This is a genomic window from Pseudoduganella ginsengisoli (assembly GCF_009720865.1).
Lineage (GTDB): Bacteria > Pseudomonadota > Gammaproteobacteria > Burkholderiales > Burkholderiaceae_D > Rugamonas > Rugamonas ginsengisoli.
Genome location: NZ_WNLA01000015.1, coordinates 149120 through 169293 on the forward strand (window position 1 = coordinate 149120; position 20174 = coordinate 169293).

A 20174-nucleotide genomic window follows, 5' to 3' on the forward strand; every position below is an offset into this window, starting at 1 on the left:
TTTCCTTAATTGCCTTTGGCAGCTTGCGCCGGTTCGACGGAAGCGGAAGCGACAGCCTTGGCATTCGCGCTCATTTCAACTTTCTGGCCTTCCTTGAAGTTCGAACCCGGCGTACGCATCAAGACGTCGCCGCTGGACAGGCCGGCCACCACTTGCCACGTGCCCGTGCGGTCATCGCGGATGCCGATGGTGACCGGCACCTTGGTCAGCACCTTGTCCTTGACTTTCCACGCATACGTGGCGTCGCCGCTGCGCACAATGGCCGAGTCCGGCATCATCAGCGACGACGTGGATTCCGCTTCGATGCGGCCTTCCGCATACAGGCCCGCCACGCGCGACTGCGTGCGGTCGTTGAAGTCCACCAGCACGACGACCTGGCGGGTCACGGCGTTGGCAGCCGGGTCAACGCGCTTGACCTTGCCCGCGAAATTCTGGCCCGGATAGCCATTGATGCGGAACGACACAGGCTGGCCGACTTTGACGGAACCAATCTTGTCGGCCGAAACAAACCCTTCAAAGCGCATGCTGGACGGGTCGATCACCTTGATCAGCTCTTTGCCGATCTGTGCCGTGTCGCCATTCGATACTTTCCGCTCGGAGACGATGCCATCGAATGGGGCGCGCACTTCGGTACGCTGCAATTGCTGGTGGGCGCTGACCGCGCGGGCCTTGGCGGCAGCCAGGTCGCTTTGCGCATTATTGCGGCGGATTTCCGCATCTTCCAGCGCCTGGGCCGACGTCATGCCGGACGCGCGCAGGGTTTTCTGGCGTTCCAGCATGCGGGTGGCCTGTTCCAGCGACTGGCTCGACGCACGCACGGCTTCATTGGCGGAATTGACGGCGTCGCGCAGCGACGTGTCATCCAGGCGCACCAGCAAGTCGCCCTTCTTCACGGTTTCGCCGTTTTCCTTCAACACTTGCATGACGATAGCGCTGACCTCCGCGCGCAAATCCGCCTTGCGTTCCGGCTGGATCGAGCCGGTAACGACGGGACCGGACGCCAGCGCATTGGACGACACCGTCACCAGGTCTTCCGGCGACACGGTCAGCAAGGCAGGCGCCTTCTTGTCGTCTGCCACCTTGGCGGCCGGGGTACTGGCAGCCTTGTCAGCCTCTTTTGAAGGCTGCTTGCCGCAAGCAACCAGTGCGGAAGCGATGGCAAGTGCCAGTAGGGTTTTGCGCAACATAGATATCTCCGAGATTTGGGAATAGTGCTGGTTTTACAAATACTATAAGTATTCGAGTATCCAGCAGCGGCTTAAGGTGTGTCAACGGGGGGAGGACGGACTGCGCAAATGCGCGACCGAAATGCGGAATAAGGGGATGAACGGCAAAAAATTGGGGCCAAACCGGCCCCATTTTTAAAGATTAGCCAAAGATGGCGTGCACCAGGTGCCCGATGCCGATCCCCGTGGCCAGGCCGCCGGCGATTTCCACCAGCGTATGGCCCATGCGTTCGCGCAGCCACGTGTGCGCCTTGTCGCCATCGGCGATGCGGTTGATGGCGGCTGCCTGGCGGCCCACGTGCTGGCGCAGGCTGTTGGCGTCAATGATGACGATGAAGCATAAGGTCACCGCCACGCCAAACGCGGGATGGCCCATGCCTTCGCGCAATGCAATCAAGGTCGCCATGCTGGACACGACGGCGCTGTGGTTGCTGGGGAAACCGCCATTGCCGACCAGGTTGAATGCCCAGCGGCGCGATTTCGCACTATTGATGAGGAATTTGATCGGGCCGACCGACGTCCACGTAATCAGCGGCGTAACAAGATATGCAAGGTCCATCGCGTACTTTCTAAATTGCTTTCGGAATTGATTACTTCTATGCAATCGGCCATTATCGCATCCCGAATGGGGCGCGAGGGGGCAAGTGGGCTAAAATCCGCCCCATATCACTAAAAAGGACAACAACAATGAAGCATTTCCGCATTTCTTTCATCGTCACCATCGTCTTGATGGCGCTGGCCGGCTGGTGGGGCTATGACCGGGGCGGCGCCAGCGGCCTGGTGACGGCGCTGTGGATCACGGCGGTGCTGGGCGTGATGGAAGTGTCCCTGTCGTTTGACAATGCGGTCGTCAACGCGGCCGTGCTGCGCAACTGGAACGACTATTGGCAAAAACTGTTTTTAACCGTCGGTATTCTCGTGGCGGTGTTCGGCATGCGCTTGCTGTTCCCGCTGCTGATCGTGTCCTTTGCCACGGATTTGGGCTTGTTCGACGTGTGGACCATGGCTTTGAACACGCCGGATGAATATTCGCGCTACCTGACGGGCGTGCATGCGGAAGTGTCGGCCTTTGGCGGCGCGTTCCTGATGCTGGTGTTCTTGAATTTCCTGTTCGATGACGACAAGGAATTGCATTGGCTGGGCTGGCTGGAAGAAAAAGTCGGCGAACTGGGCAGCGAAGGCTTGTCCATCCTGCTGACGTTGCTGGGCGTGCTGGCCTGCGTGGGCCTGGTGCCGGAATTTAAAAAGCTCAGCGTGCTGATGTCGGGCGTGATCGGCGTGGCCGTCTATGTGGCGGTGGACTGGATCAGCGGCTTGCTGGAAGATGAAGAACATGATCCATCGACCGGCGTGGCGCTGGCCAAAGGCGGCATTGGCGGTTTCTTGTACCTGGAAGTACTGGATGCGTCATTCAGCTTTGACGGCGTGATTGGCGCGTTTGCCATTACCACCGACGTCGTCGTCATCATGCTGGGCCTGGCGATCGGCGCCATGTTTGTACGGTCGCTGACGGTTTTCCTCGTGCACAAGGGTACGCTGGATGAATTCGTGTTCCTCGAACATGGCGCGCACTATGCGATCGGCATCCTGGCGCTGATCATGCTGGCCAGCGTGAAATACCATATTCCCGAGTGGTTCACGGGCTTGTCCGGCGTGGCATTCATCCTGGTATCGCTGTGGTCGTCGGTAAGGCACCGCAACCTGGCTGCCGAATGATACGATGACAACTTTGCCACTCTGAATACGTCCTATGTCCCGACTAAAGTTCATTATTCCCGGCGTGCTGCTGGCCGCCGTCCTGGTCTTTGCCGCTTATGTCTGGCTGTCGTTGTCCGTTTCGTACTCGGAAGGCGAACGGGCCGGCTACCTGCAAAAGTTTTCCAAGCGGGGCTGGGTGTGCAAGACGTGGGAAGGCGAATTGCTGTTGACGTCGATGCCAGGCGCCATTCCCGAGAAATTCGAATTCAGCGTGCGCGATCCGCAAGTGGCCGAGCAAATGATGGCCGCCACCGGCAAGCGCGTGCGGATTACATATGAGCAGCACAAGGGCGTGCCGACATCGTGCTTTGGCGAGACGGAATATTACGCCCAGAAATTGCAAGTACAGCCGTAACGCTTATCCCGATAACTTGCCGGCCATGGCCCGGCACGTTTCCCGCAAAATTTCCGCACAGCGCAGCACACCGGCCGACGCCGGCCGGTGGCTCGGCGTCACCATACTCACCGTATAGGGAATCGAAAATGCCAGCGGCCGGATTTGCACGCCGCGCGACGCATATTCCAGCGCCGTCAGCGGATTCACGATGGCGATCCCCGCCCCCAGCGCCACCGTCGCGCACACGGCCCCCGCGCTGTGCGTTTCCACCACCATATGGCGTGCAATGCCTGCACCACGCAGCAAACTGTCGGTTTTCAACCGGTACGGGTCTTCCGGCGCCAGGCAAATAAAGTCCGCGCCATCGAAATCGTCCGGCGCCAGCACGGCGCTTGCGCACAGCGGGTGCCCATCAGGCAGCACGCCCACCAGGTCCGCCTGCAACAGGATTTCCGCTGTCGTGCCCGGCGGCGGTTCCACATCTTCCGTCAAGCCCAGGTGATAGCGCTGCGCCGACAGCGCATCCTGCAATCCCGGCGCTTCCATCGGCGTGATGGCGACCTGGATGCCGGGATGGCGCAGCTGCAGCTGGCGGCACGCCTGCGGCAACACGTTATGGGAAAACGCGGGCAGGCACGCCACCGACAATTGCCATTGGCGGTGATTGCGGATCGCATCGGCAGTGCTGGCAATGCGCTGCAACCCCACGTAGCTGCGCTGCACTTCGTCATACAGCATGTGCGCCTGTTCGGTCGGCGCCAGCTTGCCGCCGCTGCGTTCGAACAGCGCCAGCCCCGTGAGTTTTTCAAAGCGGCTCAATTCGCGGCTGATGGTGGGCTGCGACGTGTGCAGCAACGCGGCGGCGGCTGTGGCGCTGCCCGTCGACATGACAGCGCTGAAGATTTCCACGTGACGGAAGCTGAAAGTCATTATTCATCAACGTATGTAAGTTACTTAAGCATATCAGTAATGAATAGCCCGCGTATAAATGGATATTTTTTTATTTGGCGCTGGCACGCGATAATTTTTCCATCGCATTGAGGAAACAGCCATGGATCACTTCATTTACCGCAGCGGCGCCTTGCACATCGAAGGCGTCAATGCGCACCGCATCGTCGAACGTTTCGGCAGCCCCGTGTACGTGTATTCCGCGCAAACGCTGCGCCACCATGTCGCGGCCCTGCAGCACGCATTTGCGCCGGTGGCGCCGCTGATCTGCTATTCCGTCAAAAGCTGCAGCAACCTCAGCGTGCTGCAACTGCTGGTGCGGCAAGGCTGCGGCATGGATGTCGTCAGCGGCGGTGAATTGCAGCGTGCGCTGGCGGCTGGCGCGCGGCCCGAGACCATCGTGTTTGCCGGCGTCGGCAAGTCGGCGGACGAAATCCGGCTGGCGCTGGAACATGGCATCTTCATGTTCAATGCGGAATCCGAAGCCGAAGTCGAGCGCATCAACTCGGTGGCCGGGCAACTGGGCCGCCGCGCACGGATCGCACTGCGCATTAATCCCGACGTGGCCGACGCCGCCACGCCGGACAAGACTGCCACGGGCGGACGCCACACGAAGTTCGGCATCCCGCTGACGCGCGCCCTGCCCCTGTACCGCCCGGGCCGCTACAGCCACCTGGACGTGTGCGGCGTGCACATCCACCTGGGCTCGCCGATTCCCGATGCAGCCACGTATGTGGCGGGCATCGCCGCCATCGAGCGGCTGATTTACCAGGTTGAGGGCGAAGGCGGACGGATCGACACCGTCAATATCGGCGGCGGCTTCCCCGCTTCGTATGTCAGTGGCGAGAACCAGCTGACGTTGGCGGAAATGGGCCGTGTCATCAGTGCCAAGCTGGCCGCTTTGCACGCGCAGGGCAAGCGCATCGTGATCGAACCGGGCCGCTCCATCAGCGCCAATGCGGGCGTGCTGCTGGCCACCGTCGAATACATGAAGCAGGGCTGGGACTGCGGCATTGCCATCCTCGATGCCGGCATGAATACGCTGCTGCGCCCCGCCATGTACGGTGCGCGGCACGTGATGTGGCCAGTGGCGGATGCGGGGACGCATGGACCATGGCACCTGGTGGCGGAACGGGCCGGGGCGCCAGTGGAAGCCATTGACGTGGCCGGCCCCATTTGCGAAACCGGCGATTTGTTTGCCCAGGCCCGCCCCTTGCCGCCGCTGGCGGCCGGCGACGTGCTGGCGATCTTTTCCAGCGGCGCTTATGGCATGAGCATGGCCAGCCAGTACAACACGCGGCCACGGCCGGCGGAAGTCATGGTCGATGGCGAAGTAGCGTGGGAAATCCGGGCGAAGGAGGCGGTGGCGGATTTGCTGGCGCTGGAAATGGCGGGATTGCGCCACGCGCAGGACGCAGGCTCCGGCCGCTGATTGGCACACCGCTTATTTGGGGAAATCCGCGATCGGCATGAACAAGGTCAGCGGATCGGATGGCAGGGCGGCAAAACCAAAGTAAGCATAAAACGCGGCGGCTTGCGCATCCTTGGCATCGACAAAGAACGCATAGCCGCCAACATACTCTGCTGCGGCCCGCACACGGTCCATTGCATTCATCAGCAAATCGGCGCCCAGCCCCCGCCCCTTCATTGCCTTGCTGACGGCCAGACGCCCGAGCGTATAGCCAGGCACGTTACGCGGCAGTTTCTTTGCCACTGCTAACGGTAATTCTTCCTTGGGCGTCATGGCGCGAATTGCCAGCGCATAGAAACCTAATATCTTGCCCGGCTCATCGTCATTGACCAGCACATAAGTCTTGGAAATGTGCTTTTTCATGTGCTGGCTGGCGATATCGCGCAACCAGACATTCAGTTCATCGGTACCGCAGTCAAAATTCGCTACCTCATGCGCCGGCGACAACGCTGTTACGGATAATGCCATTTGCCAACTTCGCCTTATAACGCTCATATGCCCTGGCCATTGCGTTATTTGGCGGACGAGGGTTGTCGAGCATATCGATGAACATCGCAGCATCTTCTGCGGAGAAACGGAGCGCATGCTCCTTGTCGATCACCTTTTCCGCCTTTTCAAGGGCAGCCTGAACCACGAACTGGTTTAAGGTGGCGCCGCTAAGGTCAGCAGCTTCCTGCAATTTTTCCACTAGTACGGCAGGGACACGTGCGGTAATTCTGCCCCGCTCCTGAGTTGCCATCGCCATATCAAACTCCTGGGGATTGCCAGCCACAACGGCCAGTCAAAACATCATAGCACAGTGGTGACAAAATGACGCCACAACGAATGGATTCTGTGCCAGCCCGCCGCGCTTAACGGCTGCGCCACGCCGCGCCCACGGATTCCGCCGTTTCCTTCAAGCGCACGATCACGTCACGGGCCAGCGATTCCGACTGTTCCTGTTCAGCACGGGCGCGGGCGGCGGCCAGCGCTCCGGAGAAGCTGCCCTCTTCCACGGCCAGGCGATTCTGTTCGCGGGCTTGCGCCAGCTTTTCTTCCACGGCGGCCAATGCGTTTTGCGCGGCGTGCTGGCGGCGGGTTTCCAGGTCCAGCAATTCCTGCTTGGCGGCCGTCATGGCCTGCGTGGTGTCGGCAACCTTGCGCTGCATGGCGGCGTGGGCTTGCGCGGTTTCCAGCAGTTTTTTCTGTTCCGCCGCTTTGTCCAGCGCGGCTTGCGCGGCAGCCCGCTCGGCCATTTCACGCTGGCGGGCCAGTTCCAGTTGTTCGTGTTCCGCTGCGGCGCGCACCTGGGCGGCTTCTGCCGCAGCCTGTTCGGACGCCAGGCGCGCTTCGACAGCTTGCGCGGCGCGCAGTTCAGCCGCTTCGGCCTTGCGCTGCTCGGCGAGTTTTTCATCGATGGCCGCCAGCGTGGCGCGCTCCGCGGCAATAAAGGCTTGCTCCGCTTCCAGCAATGCCGCCGTGCGGGCCAGCTTTTCTTCTTCCACGCGGAATTTTTGCTGCGTCACGTCGCCCAGTTCCACCGCCAGGCGGGCCTGGGCGGCGGCAGCTTGCGCGGCGGCAGCCTTGGCGTCCGCTTCGGCTGCCACTTGTTCCGTCATCTGGCGCAGCGCTTGTGTTTCCTGCGCAGCCGCGTCGGCCAGACGCTGTTCTTCCGCTTGCTGGCGGCGCAGTGCTGCCGCCTGTTCCTGTTCGGCGGCAGCGCGCACCTGGGCCGCTTCCAGCGCCAGCTGTTCGGCTGCCAAACGCTCTTTCAGCGCCGCGATGGCGTGCTGTTCCGCTTCCACGCGGGCTTGTTCCGCTTGCGCCAGCTGCATCGCCAGCGCGGCTTTTTCTTCAGCCAGCACGGCAGCCTGCTGCTGGGCTTCCGTCTGCATGGCCAGCGCGGCGACTTCCGCCTGTTCCGCATCGTTGTGGATGGCAGCCAGGCTGGCAGCGGCGCGCGCCAGCGTGGCGCGTTCATCAGCCAGTTGCGCGGCGCGCTGCTGTTCGGCGCTTTCCATGCGGGCGGCTTCGGCGGCAGCCTGTTCGGCAGCCTGGCGCTGCTGGATTTGTTCGACGGCTTGCGCTTCCGCTTCGATCTTGGCCAGCGTATCGATTTCGGCCTGCTGTTCCGCTTCCGCGCGGGCCATGGCGGCTGCGCGTAATTGGCGGTCGGCTTCGATGCGGGCTTCGGTGGCGGCAATGATGCGGGCATCGGCGTCGCGGCGCGCTTCGGCGCCGGCTGCCGCCATGGCTTCCATGCGTTCGCGGTGGACTGCAGCGTCGCGGATTTCTTTTTCCGTTTGCAGGCGCAGGCGCAGCGATTGCGCGGCGCTGCGTTCGGATTCCGCCTTGGCCAGCGCGATTTGTTCGTGCTCCTGTTCCAAATGGGCGCGGGCGCGGGCTTCTTCCAGCGCGCGCGCTTCGGCGGCGGCGCGGTTGAAGGCGGCTTCCAGTGCAACCTGGTCGGCGCGCTCGCGCTGCACCGTCAATTCCAGTGCATCGGCTTCGGCTTCGGCCAGCGTCTGTGCCGTCTGGCGGGCGGCGGCAGCCTGGCGCTCGCGTTCACGCGCCAAGGTGGCCAGGCGCGCATCGGCGGATGCAATGCCGACCACTTCTTCGCGGGCAGCCTGCACGGCGGCCATGCGTTCCGCAGCATGCAGGCGGGCTTGTTCCGTTTGTGCCGCCAGTTCTTCGGCAGCGCGGGCGGCTTGTTCTGCCAATTCCGCTTCGGCGGCAATTTGTTCAGCGGCGCGGCGGCGGCTTTCTTCTTCGGCGCGGGCGCGCTGTTCGGCGGCCTGGCGCACGTCGTTGTCAGCCTGGGCACGGGCGCGCAGTCCGGCGGTTTCCTGTTTGACAGCTTCCAGGCGCGCGACGCTGGCTTCCGCTGCGGCGCGCAAACTTTCCAGGCGTTCGCGGTCCGCCTGCATGGCCGCTTCCGCAGCCTGGGCATTTTTCAACGCGACCGCGGCAGCTTCCGCATCCACGGCGGCACGGTCATCGGCCAGCGCGCGGGCGCGGGCTTCGGCGTGGGCACGGCTTTCAGCGGAGCAGGCAGCGCGGGCTTCCGCTTCCACGCGGGCAATGGCTTCCGAGATCGATTTCATGTCCATGTGCTGGCGCGGCGCCGCCGGTTCGGCAGGTGCGGCAACCGCTTCATCTTCTGGCAGGGACAGATCGTGGAAAGAATGCGCTGGCATGGAAGACTCGCGAAGTAGTGGAACCACGGCGGAATTGCCGTACAACCATTATCAACGCAGTCCCGCCAGCCTCAAGCCCCAATCAGACCCGAAAAAACCTGCCAATTCCGGGCTTTCCAAAAAGCTACGCACGAATGCACGCCTGACCCTACCGGTGGGGTCAGACGTGCATTCATGCATCCGAAAGCAGACTAATCAATCCTTCGCCAGCAACAGCAAGCCGGTGAGCAGTGGGGTCAGGCGTGCATTCGTGCGTTGCTACGGCAAAGGTTGGCAGTGGGTGCATCAATGCACGTCTGACCCCACGGGGGGTTAAATTGGGAGAGGGGACTCGTCCATCAGCGCGATTTGCTCGCGCAATTCCAGGATGCGGTCTTGCCAATAGCGCTGGGTGTTAAACCATGGGAAGGCCACGGGGAACGCGGGGTCGTTCCAGCGGCGCGCCAGCCACGCGGAATAATGCAATAAACGCAAGGTGCGCAACGCTTCCACCACATGCATTTCGCGGCTGTCGAATTCGCAGAAGTCTTCGTAACCCGCCAGGATGTCCGCCATTTGCCGCACCATGTCGCCCCGCTCGCCGGACAGCATCATCCACAAATCCTGCACGGCCGGTCCCATGCGGCTGTCGTCGAAATCCACGAAGTGCGGCCCCGCGTCCGTCCACAACACGTTGCCGCCATGGCAATCGCCATGCAGCCGCAACAGCGCCACGTCCCCTGCCCGCTCATAGCAGCGGGCTACGCCATCGAGCGCGCAATCGACTGTCGTGGTCCATGCCGCCTGGATATCCGGCGGAATAAACCCATTCGCCAGCAAGTAATCGCGCGATTCACGGCCAAACGTGTCGATGTTCAACGCGGGACGTTCCATAAAAGGCTTGACGCGCCCTGCCGCGTGGATGCGGCCGATAAACCGCCCCGTCCACTCCAGCACCTTGGGATCATCCAGTTCCGGCGCCCGTCCCCCTTTGCGGGGAAACACGGCAAACCGGAAATCCTGGTACGTGTGCAACGTGCGCCCGTCCAGCGCCAACGGCGCCACCACGGGAATTTCCAGTTCCGCCAGCTCCGCCACAAATGCATGCTCTTCAAGTATCGCCGCATCGCTCCAGCGTCCCGGCCGGTAAAACTTCGCCACCAGCGGCTGGCCTTCTTCCATCCCCACCTGGTACACGCGGTTTTCATAACTGTTCAGCGCCAGCAGGCGGCCATCGCCGCGCAAACCTACGCTGTCAAGCGCATCAAGCACGCAGTCGGGGCCGAGGGCGGCGTAAGGGTGTGGTTGGGTATCGGTCGTCATAGGGCCGTAGTATACTGCCGGATTACCTATCCCATGCAGGACACAGAAAAATGAACCTCGAACAGCCATTGACTGAAAAAGAATTCGACGAACTCGACAACTTCCTGCTGGGCGAGCGCAGCCCGGAAGACGCCATGACGATGGACCACTTGCATGGCTACCTGACCGCCATCGCCATCGGCCCGGAACCCATCATGCCGGCGGAATGGCTGCCGAAAGTGTGGGGCCCGGAAGGCAAGGATGCGCCGAAGTTCAAAAACAGCAAGGAAGAAGAACGCATCCTCAACCTCATCATGCGCTTCATGAATGAAGTGCTGGTGACGTTTGAAGTGGCGCCGAAAGAATTCGAGCCGCTGTTTGTCGAGCACGAAGTCAATGGCCAGACCTTGATCGATGCGGAAGCCTGGTGCTGGGGCTTCTGGGAAGGCATGGAATTGCGCGAAGGTTCGTGGGATGAAATCTGGGATTCCGAAGTGGGCCCGCTGATGCGTCCGATTTACCTGCTGGGCGCCGATGAAATCGAAGAAGACGAATTGCCGCTGGTGGAAGATCCCGTCAAAGCCCACAAGCTGGCGCAAGACCTGGAAGCGAACCTGCCGGCCATCGCGAAGTTCTGGATTCCGCGCCGCAAAGCGCCCGTGACGACGCAAGTCCGCGAAGAACCGAAAGTCGGCCGCAACGATGATTGCCCATGCGGCAGCGGTAAAAAGTATAAAAAATGCCACGGCGCTGACGCGTAAGCGCTCTACGCCCATATCGGTGTGACAATTTTCGTCACACCGATTGACAATTTCAGTCACCTTCCCCGCCACGCTTCCCGCCTCGAAGTGCCACTTCCTGTCACTTTTGCCATGGCATAGAAATTGCCACATAGAAATTCGCTTGCTCATAACAAGGAGAATTTCATGCAACGATATGCACTACAGAGCTGGGCCGCAGCCTGCCTGCTGAGCTTTGCCACTGCCGCAGGGGCCGCCACTGTCACGATAGAAAACACCGCCAGGGGTGAAGTCGCGCTCGGCAGCAAAGTCTGGTTCGTCGGTAAAGTCGACGGCAAAGGCGTCTTCATGAACTTTGCCGTCAACGGCATCCCCGGCGGCAATGCCACGGTCGGCACGCTGAATTCGCAAAATGGCGAATATGTGGCGCCCGCTGTCATGCCGGCCAGCCGTATCATCACGGTCACCGGCACCACGGCCACCACCGATAAGCTCAGCGGCAGCACGACGCTGACGTTGAAAATGGCGTCCACCACCTCCCCCACGACGTCCACCGGCTCGACAGGTTCCACCGGCACAACGAGCCCGCCCGCGCCCACCACCCCAACCACGCCACCGCCATTAGGCCCGCAGCCCGCCATTGATGCTGCCACCGTGGCCGCTGCCCGCCTGCTGGAACAAGCCACGTTCGGCCCCACTGCCGCCGACATTGCGCAAGTCAAAAACCTCGGCGCCCAGGCGTGGCTGAACCAGCAATTCGCCATGGCGCCCAGCCCAATGCCCGTCACGACGGACATGAGTACGCTGCGCTCGAACTGGTATAAAAACATGGCAGGCGGCCAGGACCAGCTGCGCCAGCGCATGATTTTCGCGCTGTCGCAATTGTTCGTCGTCTCCGCCGACAAGAACCCCTACGCCAACGAAATGCAGCCGTGGCTGACCACCTTGAACCAGCACGCGTTTGGCAACTTCAAGAACTTGCTGCGTGAAATGTCGCTGAACCCGTCGATGGGCAAGTACCTCGACCTGGGCAACAGCATCACCCCCGCGCCCAATGAAAACTATGCGCGCGAAGTCATGCAGCTGTTCACCATCGGCCCCGTCATGCTGAACCAGGATGGCAGCGTGCAGCTGGACCGCAACGGCGACGCTATTCCCACGTATGACCAGGACCGCATCACGCACATGTCGCGCGCGCTGTCCGGCTGGACCTACACGGGCGCCAGCGCCACCGGCATCAACTGGGAAAATTTCACGGGCCCGCTGCAGCCGCGCGACCGCTACCACGACAAGAGCGCGAAAACCCTGCTGATGGGCGTCACGACGCCGGCAGGCCAGACCACGCAGCAAGATTTCGATGCGGTGATGGATAACTTGTTCAACCACCCGAACTTGCCCCCTTTTATTGCGACCCGTTTGATCCGCGCCTTCACCACCAGCAATCCCAGCCCCGCCTACATCACACGCGTGGCCGACGTGTTTGCCAACGGTCCGTCCGGCCGCGGCGACTTGCAAGCCACGTTGAACGCGATCCTGATGGATCCGGAAGCGCGACAGCCCGGCGCCGGCGCCATGCCGGGCAAGCTGAAAGATCCCATGCTGCACTCGCTGAGCCTGTTCCGCGCGCTGGGCGCGAAAGTCAACGACCCAAATAACCTGTTCTGGGATTACTTCCTGCTGGGCCAGCGTTTGCTGAGCGCCCCCAGCGTGTTCAACTTCTATTCGCCCCTGACAAAACTGCCTGGCACGCCAGACCGCTTCGGCCCGGAATTCCAGGTCTATGCGCCGGCGCTGGCCATTGCCCGCGCCAACTTCCTGTACCAGTTCATCAACGGCAATTACAACACCATGGTCACCATCGATATCACGCCATACGTGAACGTGGCGGGCGACGTGACCAAGCTGATGAACCTGGTCGATGCGAATTTGCTGCAAGGCCGCATGACGCCGGCAGCGCGCGCGGCCATTGCCGGTTCCGTCAGCGCCACCACGGACAGCAAACAGCGCGCCCTGACGGCGCTGTACCTGACCGCCATCACTGAATTCGCCGTACAACAATAAGGAGTCTGAACATGGCTACCAACCGCCGCCGCTTTTTAGGGATGGGCGCCCACGCGGGCATGCTGGGCGCACTGTCGTCGCTGGGCCTGCTGACGGCCAAGCCTGCCCACGCCGCCGTGTCCGATTACAAAGCCCTTGTGTGCCTGTATATGTTCGGGGGCAATGACGGCAACAATATGATAGTGCCGCTCGACACGGCCCGCTACAGCAAGTACACGGCCATCCGCGGCAGCCAGGGCCTGGCCCTGTCGGTCAACGCAAAAACTTTACTGGGCCAGCGCAGCGCCACGCTGCAAAGTGTGGCCAACCCTGTCAACCAGCCGTTCGCCTTCCACTACGGCATGCCGGAAATCGATACCTTGTTTGGCCAGGGCCAGGTGGCCGCGCTGCTGAATGTGGGCAGCTTGCGCCAGCCGCTGACGAAGGCGCAATACCAGGCCGGCACGGCGCTGCCGCCGCAACTGTTTTCGCATCCCGACCAGCAGTTGCAGGCGCAAGCCGGTACGCCTTCGGTCGCGGGGACCGGCTGGGGCGGCCGCCTGGTGGATTTGCTGGGCACGGGCGGCGACCTCGACGCGGTCGCGCTGAGTTCCGGCGGCCTGTTCATTGAGGGCGCCAAGACGCACGGCAACCTGATCCCCGGCAATGGCCAGTTGAACCTGGCCGGCATGAATTTCTGGCCGCAGGCGGAAGCCGATAAACGCCGTGCCGCACTGGTGCAAGTGCTGCAGGCAAACCAGCCGAATCTTGTCGCAGCCACCGCCAACCGCGCCATGTTGAATGGCATCGAGCTGGTCGATGACTTAAAGGCGGCCAACAGCGGCGCCGCATTGGCAACGCCGTTCCCCGGCTACAGCCTGGCGCAGCAATTGAAAACCGTCGCGCACCTGATCCGGCTGCGGGCGCAGCAGGGGCCGGGACGGCAAGTGTATTTCGTGTCGCAAGGGGGTTTCGATACGCACGGAGGCCAAGCCTACCAGCAATTCGACATGCTGCGCCAGGTGTCGCAATCGGTGGCGGCATTCCAGCAAGCGCTGGCGGAAATCGGCGCGCAGCAGCAAGTGACGACGTTCACCATGTCGGACTTTGGCCGCACGTTGCAGCCGAATACGGGCGGCACCGACCACGCGTGGGGCAATCACCAGCTGATTATCGGCGGCGCCGTCAAAGGCGGCTTGTACGGCGAATTCCCGGATTTCACGCTGGGTGGCAAAGATGACGCCACGGGCCGCGGCGTATGGATCCCGCAAATCTCCAACCAGCAATACGGCGCCACGTTGGGCCGCTGGTTTGGCGCCGATGCGGACATGCTGGAGATGCAGGTATTCAAGAACGAACTGGGGAAATTTGCTATCAAGGATATGGGCTTCATGAACTGACAACCCATCCCCCAATAAAAAAGGCCGGTGCGAAACCGGCCTTTTTATTACTTGCCCTTGCCGCCCATGCGCAAGGCCGGCGACAGCGTGCCCGGCACCGGCACCACCAGCAAGTTGCGGTCGCCCATGATGAACAGCGTGTTGTCATCGTGCGAAATCACCATTTGCGCCGTGTTGTTGACGCAGCTGGGCAGCGAGAACGTGCCAGTGCAGTCGGCGCGGTCCGTCACGGGTACCTGGCCCAGGATAGGATAGGCGGCGCCGGCCGCCACAGGATTGGCCGTATTGAACACATAAATACGCGGTGCGCCGGGACCGCTGGTCGCATAGACATAGACGCGCGAACCGTCGCTGTTGATGACACCGGCCACCGCCGTCCAGCCGGCAGGCAGGCGGACTGCGCCCTGCAACGTTTCAACCGCGTCGTACACGTTGAACGTCATGGCATTGCCCAGCGCCTTGCCCTGCAGCCACCTGAACCCGTCGCGCGAAGCCGACGCCGTCGTAAAGGCGTTGGCCGACGTGCCCGGCGCCATCGGCGAGAATTTGCCACCGTCCACCGAATACACGGTCAGCGGCCCCGGCAGGTTGCCCGCTCCCGGCACCAGCATGGTCGCGCCGTTCGGCGCCACGATGCCAAACGGCGCCAGACCGTTCGGGATGGCGCCCGCATACGGCGTCACAGCCGCCGTGTCGAGATCGAGCATGCCGTAATTGGAAATCATGATGCGGTTATCGCCCAGCACCGGCAGCGGATTGCGCTGGTAATCAGGCTGTGCAGTAAAGGTGCCCGCAGAGATCGTCTGCAGCAGCGACAAATCCGCCACGCCCAGCTTGATAAACGAATTCGCGCCGGACGACGCAATCAGCGCGCTGTGGTCGCGGGTCAGGCCGATGGCTTCCACGCCATTCGTCAGCGCATTGGTACCGGTGCGCGTAAAGGTGCCGGTGGCGCCGGCCGCATAGCGTTCAATGGTTTTTTGCGCATTGATGACGAACAGGGCTTTGCCGTCGGCGTCCCACACCAGCGACGCCTTGTCGCCCGTGGTTGGCACGGCATGGTACGTGTACGTTTGCGGATCGGCCACCTTCAGCGTGGTTTTCGACACCAGCATGCCGGATGCATTGCTCAGCGTGACGTCGTACGTGCCCGCGTCCAGCGCCGGCATCGCCATGGTCAGCACATTGTCGCGGGCAGAGAATGCCGAAGGGGCAAACGTCCCCACGCGGATGCCGACATTCTGGCCATCGACTGCCGTCAGGCCGGTGCCATACACCACCACCGTGCCGCTACGGCCCGGACGCAGTGCATAGGTATCGGCCATGCGCAATTGCGCCAGGTGCTTGTTGAGTTTGAAGGCGATGGTTTTCGCCGGGATGCCCGTGATGGTCAGCGTGACGTTGGCCGTGCTCACCACATTGTTGGGCAAGCTTGCGGCCAGCGTGGTATCCACGTGCCACGACATCTTGCCGCCGACAGTACCGCTGGCCGTATCGACCTTCAGCCAGGGCTGGCTGCTGACCGCAGTCCACGTACCGGCGTTGGCGCCGCTGACCGTCAAGTCGCCTTTCATCATGTCCGGCGTGGTCGCGCTGCCCAGGTCGATATTGACGGTTTCCGCGATCACGACACCGGTGCCGACCGTGAACGTCACCGGTACTTTGGCCGACAGTTCCGGCTGCGCAGCCACCAGTTCCAGGTCGGCCGTATACGTGCCGGTCGCCAGGCCCGTGGCCACGGCCTGCAAGTCCAGGCCGCCCGTCGCCGTGTTGCGCGCGACTTTCAGCCACTGCGTGGTCTGGCCGGCCGGATACGTGACTTTATAGCTGACGTCGCCAGAACCAGCCGGCTGCGTGACGCCCAGCGCCACCGTCGTGCTGGAGCCGCCTTCCGACGCCGCCAGCGCCACGTCCGCCAGCGATGGCTTGATCGGCGTGCGCACAGTAATCGTGTAGCTGACCGTTTGCGGCGAGCCCGGGTGCGATTCCGTACACGCCGTGCTGGTGCACGCCTGCAGCTTGATGGTCCCCGTGTACGTGCCGGCCTTCAGCGATGGATCGGCGGAAATCACGATATTGCTGGCCAGCGGTCCCGCGCTTTCAATGGCGACCGGCGTCAAGATGCCGGGGCCGGACACGTCGGCCGTGAATACCACGGGTTTCGTCGTGGTCGTGTTGGACGTGGCCGTCACGGTGCGCGTGACCGGTGTGGTCTTGCCTTCCACCACGTCAAAATTCAGCGACGCCGTGCTGAATGCTATGCGGAACGTTTCAGTCGCGGTGCCCGTGTTGGTGCCGGAACTGGAGCTGCTGCCGCTGCCGCCGCCACCGCAAGCGGCCAGCGTGGCCAGCATGCAGGCTGTGATGATTTTCTTCATGAGTAGGTGCCTGTACAGCGCTGTTAAATATCAGACAAGTGTACCACGAGCAACATTTCCCATGGAACACACCGCAGTGGTTTCCCACTATGCCACCACGCTGAATGGTAATGCCAGGAAATGCGAAGTGAAGCGGCGAACAACGGGGGTTTTGTGGCGAAACGGCGGCAATTGCCGCCGTTGGAAGGGATCCAGCGGGAGTCAGGCAGGGATTACAGCTTGATGAAATGCTCTCGGTAGTAGCGCAGTTCGTCGATGGATTCCGTGATATCGGCCAGCGCCGTATGTTTCTGGTGTTTTTTGAAACCGCCGACGATTTCCGGCTTCCAGCGCTTGCACAGCTCTTTCAAGGTGGACACGTCGATATTGCGGTAGTGGAAAAACGCTTCCAGCTTCGGCATGTACTTGACCATGAAGCGGCGGTCCTGGCCGATGGTATTGCCGCACATCGGGGCTTTCCCTTTTGGCACCCACTGCTTCATGAATTCGATCAATTGCGCTTCCGCCTGCGCTTCCGTCACAGTGGACGCCTTGACGCGGTCGGTCAGGCCGGAACGGCCGTGCGTGCCTTTATTCCACGCATCCATCTTGTCCAGCACTTCGTCGGATTGATGAATTGCCAACACCGGGCCTTCCGCCAGGATATTCAAATGCATGTCGGTGACGATCATCGCCACCTCGATGATGCGGTCCGTTTCCGGCTCCAGGCCGGTCATTTCCATGTCGACCCAAACCAGATTCATCTCGTTGGGACGTTGCTGGGCAGGGGCGGTGGTTGGGATTGCGGTCGCTTGTGACATAATTCTCTCTTGGCCTAAACAATCCGCCATTTTCTCACAGGCACAGAATGTATATCCACGCGTTTTCGATTTTGTTCGCATCTTTCCTCATCTTGACCCTGGCCGTCCGCTTCTGGCTGGCCTCGCGCCACATCCGCCACGTGCTGACGCACCGCAGCGCCGTCCCGGCGGAATTCGCGGAAAAGATTTCGCTGCAAGCCCACCAAAAGGCTGCGGATTACACGATAGCCCGTACCAAGTTCGGCATGCTGTCGATGATCGTGCATGCGGCCGTGCTGGTGGGGTTTACGCTGCTGGGCGGGTTGCAATGGCTGTCGGTGCAGGTGTATCAATTCACCGGTCCCGGCATGGCGTACCAGATCGGCTTGCTGGTCGCGTATGCGGCGATTTCCGGCGCGATGGATTTGCCGTTTGATTATTACCGCCAGTTCTCGCTGGAACAAAGCTTTGGTTTCAACAAGATGACGCCCAGCCTGTTCTTCATGGATATCGTCAAAGGCATCGTCATTGGCGCCGTGATTGGCTTGCCGCTGGTGTGGGTGGTGTTGACGCTGATGGACAAGAGCGGCGCATTGTGGTGGCTGTATGCATGGCTGGTGTGGAGCGGTTTCCAGGTGTTGATCATGCTGCTGTATCCGACCGTGATTGCCCCGCTGTTCAACAAATTCACGCCACTGGCCGATGAATCGCTGAAAGCCCGCATTGAGCGCTTGATGGACCGCGTGGGCTTTGCGTCAAAGGGCTTGTTCGTCATGGATGGCTCCAAGCGCAGTGCGCACGGCAATGCGTATTTTTCCGGCTTTGGCGCCGCCAAGCGCATCGTGTTTTTTGATACGCTGATCGAGCGCCTGGCGCCACAGGAAATCGAAGCCGTGCTGGCGCATGAACTGGGCCACTTCAAGCTCAAGCACATTATCAAGCGCATCAGCGTGATGTTTGCCCTGTCGCTGGGTTTCCTGGCCCTGCTGGGCTGGCTGAAGCTGCAGCCGTGGTTTTATGCGGGCCTGGGTGTGAACCCGCTGGCCCTGCCAGGCGCCAGCAACGACGCCATGGCGCTGCTGTTGTTCATGCTGGTGCTGCCGGTCTTCACGTTCCTGTTTGGGCCGCTGACGTCGCTGTCGTCGCGCAAGCATGAATTCGAAGCCGATGCTTTTGCCGCGCAACATACGGATGCGCGCGACCTGGTGTCGGCACTGGTGAAAATGTATGAAGACAATGCATCGACGCTGACGCCCGACCCGCTGCACTCGGCTTTTTATGATTCACACCCGCCGGCCAGCATCCGTATCCGGCAATTGAACGTGGGAGTATGATCATGAAAATCGATTCCGCCAAACACTTGCTGGCGTTGCACTGCGCGCCCGCCAAAGAAGCGCTGCCCGATGTGGAAGCGGCGCGCCTGGCTGCCCTGCTGCCGAACTGGGCGCTGGAGTTTAATGAACAGCGCGGCAAACTGGTGCGCACTTTTGCCTTTGCCGACTATTACAAAACGCTGGCCTTCGTCAACGCGCTGGCGTACGTCACGCATGCGCAAGACCACCACCCGGAATTGACGGTCACATACAGCCGCTGCGTGGTCCGCTACGACACCCACTCCGTCAACAATGGCAAGGGCGGCTTATCCATTAACGATTTCATCTGCGCCGCCAAGGCTGATGCACTGGTGGCGGAGGGTCAATGAGCAAGCAACAAACCATCGGCACCGTGATTGCCGCGCATGGCCGCCACTACCTGGCCACGGCCACCATCCATGGTGAATTGCACCGCCTGCAATGTGTCACACGCGGCAAGAAAACCAATGTGGCCGTGGGCGACCTCGTCAAACTGACCATGACGTCCGCCGACCAGGCCGTCATCGATGCGATTGAAGAACGCAAGACCCTGCTGTACCGTTCGGACCAGTATAAATCCAAGCTGCTGGCCGCCAACGTCACGCAATTGTTCATCGTGGTGGCGACGGAACCCAGCTTTTCCGATGACCTTGTTTCGCGCGCGCTGGTGGCGGCGGAAGCGGCCGGCATCGAAGTGCGGCTGATCCTCAACAAGACCGACGTGGAAGGCGCGCTGCCGCGCGCCCGCGAACGCTTGCAGGTCTATGCGAAGCTGGGCTATCCCGTGCATGAAGTGTCGGCCAAGACGCGGCCGGAAGAAACCGTGGCCATATTGCAGCCACTGCTGGCCGGCCACCATTCGATCCTGATCGGCCAGTCCGGCATGGGCAAGTCGTCGCTGATCAATTTGATCGTGCCGGACGCGGACATCGCAACCCGTGAAATTTCCGAAGCGCTCGATACCGGCAAGCACACGACGACGTTTACGCGCCTGTACACGATACCCGGCCTGGGCGACGACACGGCGATCATTGATTCGCCCGGCTTCCAGGAATTCGGCCTGTACCATTTAACGGAAGGCATGCTGGAACGGGCCTTCCGCGACTTCCAGCCTTACCTTGGTGGTTGCAAATTTTATAATTGCCGCCACTTGAGCGAGCCGCAGTGTGCCGTACTGGACGCGGTGGCCAGCGGCGGCATCGCGAAAATGCGACACGAACTGTATGGACAACTGTTGCACGAGTCGTCACAAACGCTCTATTGACAGCCCCGCCATCCGTTAGCG

18 protein-coding genes are annotated in these 20174 nt (G+C 61.5%); 9 read left to right on the forward strand and 9 right to left on the reverse strand.

The genetic code is table 11. The annotated features are described in order from the left end of the window. Window positions 1-5: 5 nt before the first annotated feature. Window positions 6-1187, reverse strand: coding sequence for an efflux RND transporter periplasmic adaptor subunit (locus GM668_RS20500; protein WP_155440809.1), 1182 nt, complete (start codon window positions 1185-1187; stop codon window positions 6-8). A 181-nt stretch (window positions 1188-1368) separates the two neighbouring features. Then, window positions 1369-1785, reverse strand: coding sequence for a divergent PAP2 family protein (locus tag GM668_RS20505; protein ID WP_155440810.1), 417 nt, complete (start codon window positions 1783-1785; stop codon window positions 1369-1371). A gap of 128 nt (window positions 1786-1913) precedes the next feature. Between GM668_RS20505 and GM668_RS20510 the strand changes: the two genes are divergently transcribed. Continuing rightward, window positions 1914-2942 carry a DUF475 domain-containing protein gene (locus GM668_RS20510; protein WP_155440811.1) on the forward strand — a complete coding sequence of 343 codons (1029 nt, stop codon included), beginning with the start codon at window positions 1914-1916 and terminating at the stop codon, window positions 2940-2942. 34 nt (window positions 2943-2976) lie between these two features. Then, window positions 2977-3339, forward strand: a complete 363-nt coding sequence (locus GM668_RS20515) for a DUF8785 domain-containing protein (protein WP_155440812.1) — start codon at window positions 2977-2979, stop codon at window positions 3337-3339. Between the two features lie 3 nt (window positions 3340-3342). On the opposite strand, the gene GM668_RS20520 is transcribed toward GM668_RS20515, so the two are convergent. Then, the gene (locus GM668_RS20520) at window positions 3343-4251 is read right to left on the reverse strand and encodes a LysR family transcriptional regulator (RefSeq protein ID WP_155440813.1); all 909 of its coding nucleotides are present in this window, start codon (window positions 4249-4251) and stop codon (window positions 3343-3345) included. A gap of 121 nt (window positions 4252-4372) precedes the next feature. Between GM668_RS20520 and lysA the strand changes: the two genes are divergently transcribed. Beyond that, window positions 4373-5701 (forward strand): diaminopimelate decarboxylase, encoded by a 1329-nt coding sequence (gene lysA / locus GM668_RS20525; protein WP_155440814.1) that lies wholly within the window; start codon window positions 4373-4375, stop codon window positions 5699-5701. 12 nt (window positions 5702-5713) lie between these two features. On the opposite strand, the gene GM668_RS20530 is transcribed toward lysA, so the two are convergent. The 4 genes from GM668_RS20530 to GM668_RS20545 form a co-directional block, all read right to left on the reverse strand. Further along, window positions 5714-6208, reverse strand: a complete 495-nt coding sequence (locus GM668_RS20530; protein WP_155440815.1) for a GNAT family N-acetyltransferase — start codon at window positions 6206-6208, stop codon at window positions 5714-5716. Continuing rightward, window positions 6171-6485 carry a type II toxin-antitoxin system TacA family antitoxin gene (locus GM668_RS20535; protein WP_155440816.1) on the reverse strand — a complete coding sequence of 105 codons (315 nt, stop codon included), beginning with the start codon at window positions 6483-6485 and terminating at the stop codon, window positions 6171-6173. Before GM668_RS20535 ends, GM668_RS20530 begins: the two co-directional genes overlap by 38 nt. A gap of 106 nt (window positions 6486-6591) precedes the next feature. After that, window positions 6592-8919 carry a coiled-coil domain-containing protein gene (locus GM668_RS20540; protein ID WP_155440817.1) on the reverse strand — a complete coding sequence of 776 codons (2328 nt, stop codon included), beginning with the start codon at window positions 8917-8919 and terminating at the stop codon, window positions 6592-6594. A gap of 312 nt (window positions 8920-9231) precedes the next feature. Then, on the reverse strand, window positions 9232-10221 hold the full coding sequence (locus GM668_RS20545; RefSeq protein WP_211923427.1) for a serine/threonine protein kinase: 990 nt from the start codon (window positions 10219-10221) through the stop codon (window positions 9232-9234). Window positions 10222-10271: 50 nt separating this feature from the next. Here GM668_RS20545 and GM668_RS20550 point away from each other — a divergent pair, with 50 nt between their 5' ends. The 3 genes from GM668_RS20550 (at window position 10272) to GM668_RS20560 (ending at window position 14380) form a co-directional block, all read left to right on the forward strand. After that, a complete protein-coding gene (locus GM668_RS20550) occupies window positions 10272-10961 on the forward strand; it encodes a UPF0149 family protein (protein WP_155440819.1) in 690 nt (229 codons plus the stop codon). A gap of 165 nt (window positions 10962-11126) precedes the next feature. Then, window positions 11127-13001 (forward strand): DUF1800 domain-containing protein, encoded by a 1875-nt coding sequence (locus GM668_RS20555; RefSeq protein WP_155440820.1) that lies wholly within the window; start codon window positions 11127-11129, stop codon window positions 12999-13001. Window positions 13002-13012: 11 nt separating this feature from the next. Further along, window positions 13013-14380, forward strand: coding sequence for a DUF1501 domain-containing protein (locus tag GM668_RS20560; protein WP_155440821.1), 1368 nt, complete (start codon window positions 13013-13015; stop codon window positions 14378-14380). A 47-nt stretch (window positions 14381-14427) separates the two neighbouring features. On the opposite strand, the gene GM668_RS20565 is transcribed toward GM668_RS20560, so the two are convergent. Beyond that, a complete protein-coding gene (locus GM668_RS20565; RefSeq protein ID WP_155440822.1) occupies window positions 14428-16758 on the reverse strand; it encodes a hypothetical protein in 2331 nt (776 codons plus the stop codon). 212 nt (window positions 16759-16970) lie between these two features. Next, window positions 16971-17558 carry an oligoribonuclease gene (orn, locus tag GM668_RS20570; RefSeq protein WP_211923428.1) on the reverse strand — a complete coding sequence of 196 codons (588 nt, stop codon included), beginning with the start codon at window positions 17556-17558 and terminating at the stop codon, window positions 16971-16973. 47 nt (window positions 17559-17605) lie between these two features. On the opposite strand from orn, the gene GM668_RS20575 reads away from it, so the two are divergent. From GM668_RS20575 to rsgA, 3 genes are read left to right on the forward strand one after another with little or no spacing between them, the layout of a single operon-like run. Beyond that, complete coding sequence (locus tag GM668_RS20575) at window positions 17606-18871, forward strand: M48 family metallopeptidase (RefSeq protein ID WP_155440823.1); 1266 nt, start codon at window positions 17606-17608, stop codon at window positions 18869-18871. A gap of 2 nt (window positions 18872-18873) precedes the next feature. After that, window positions 18874-19239 (forward strand): 4a-hydroxytetrahydrobiopterin dehydratase, encoded by a 366-nt coding sequence (locus tag GM668_RS20580; protein WP_155440824.1) that lies wholly within the window; start codon window positions 18874-18876, stop codon window positions 19237-19239. Beyond that, window positions 19236-20153, forward strand: coding sequence for a ribosome small subunit-dependent GTPase A (gene rsgA / locus GM668_RS20585; RefSeq protein WP_155440825.1), 918 nt, complete (start codon window positions 19236-19238; stop codon window positions 20151-20153). The genes GM668_RS20580 and rsgA overlap by 4 nt, the downstream gene beginning before the upstream one ends. Window positions 20154-20174 lie beyond the last annotated feature (21 nt).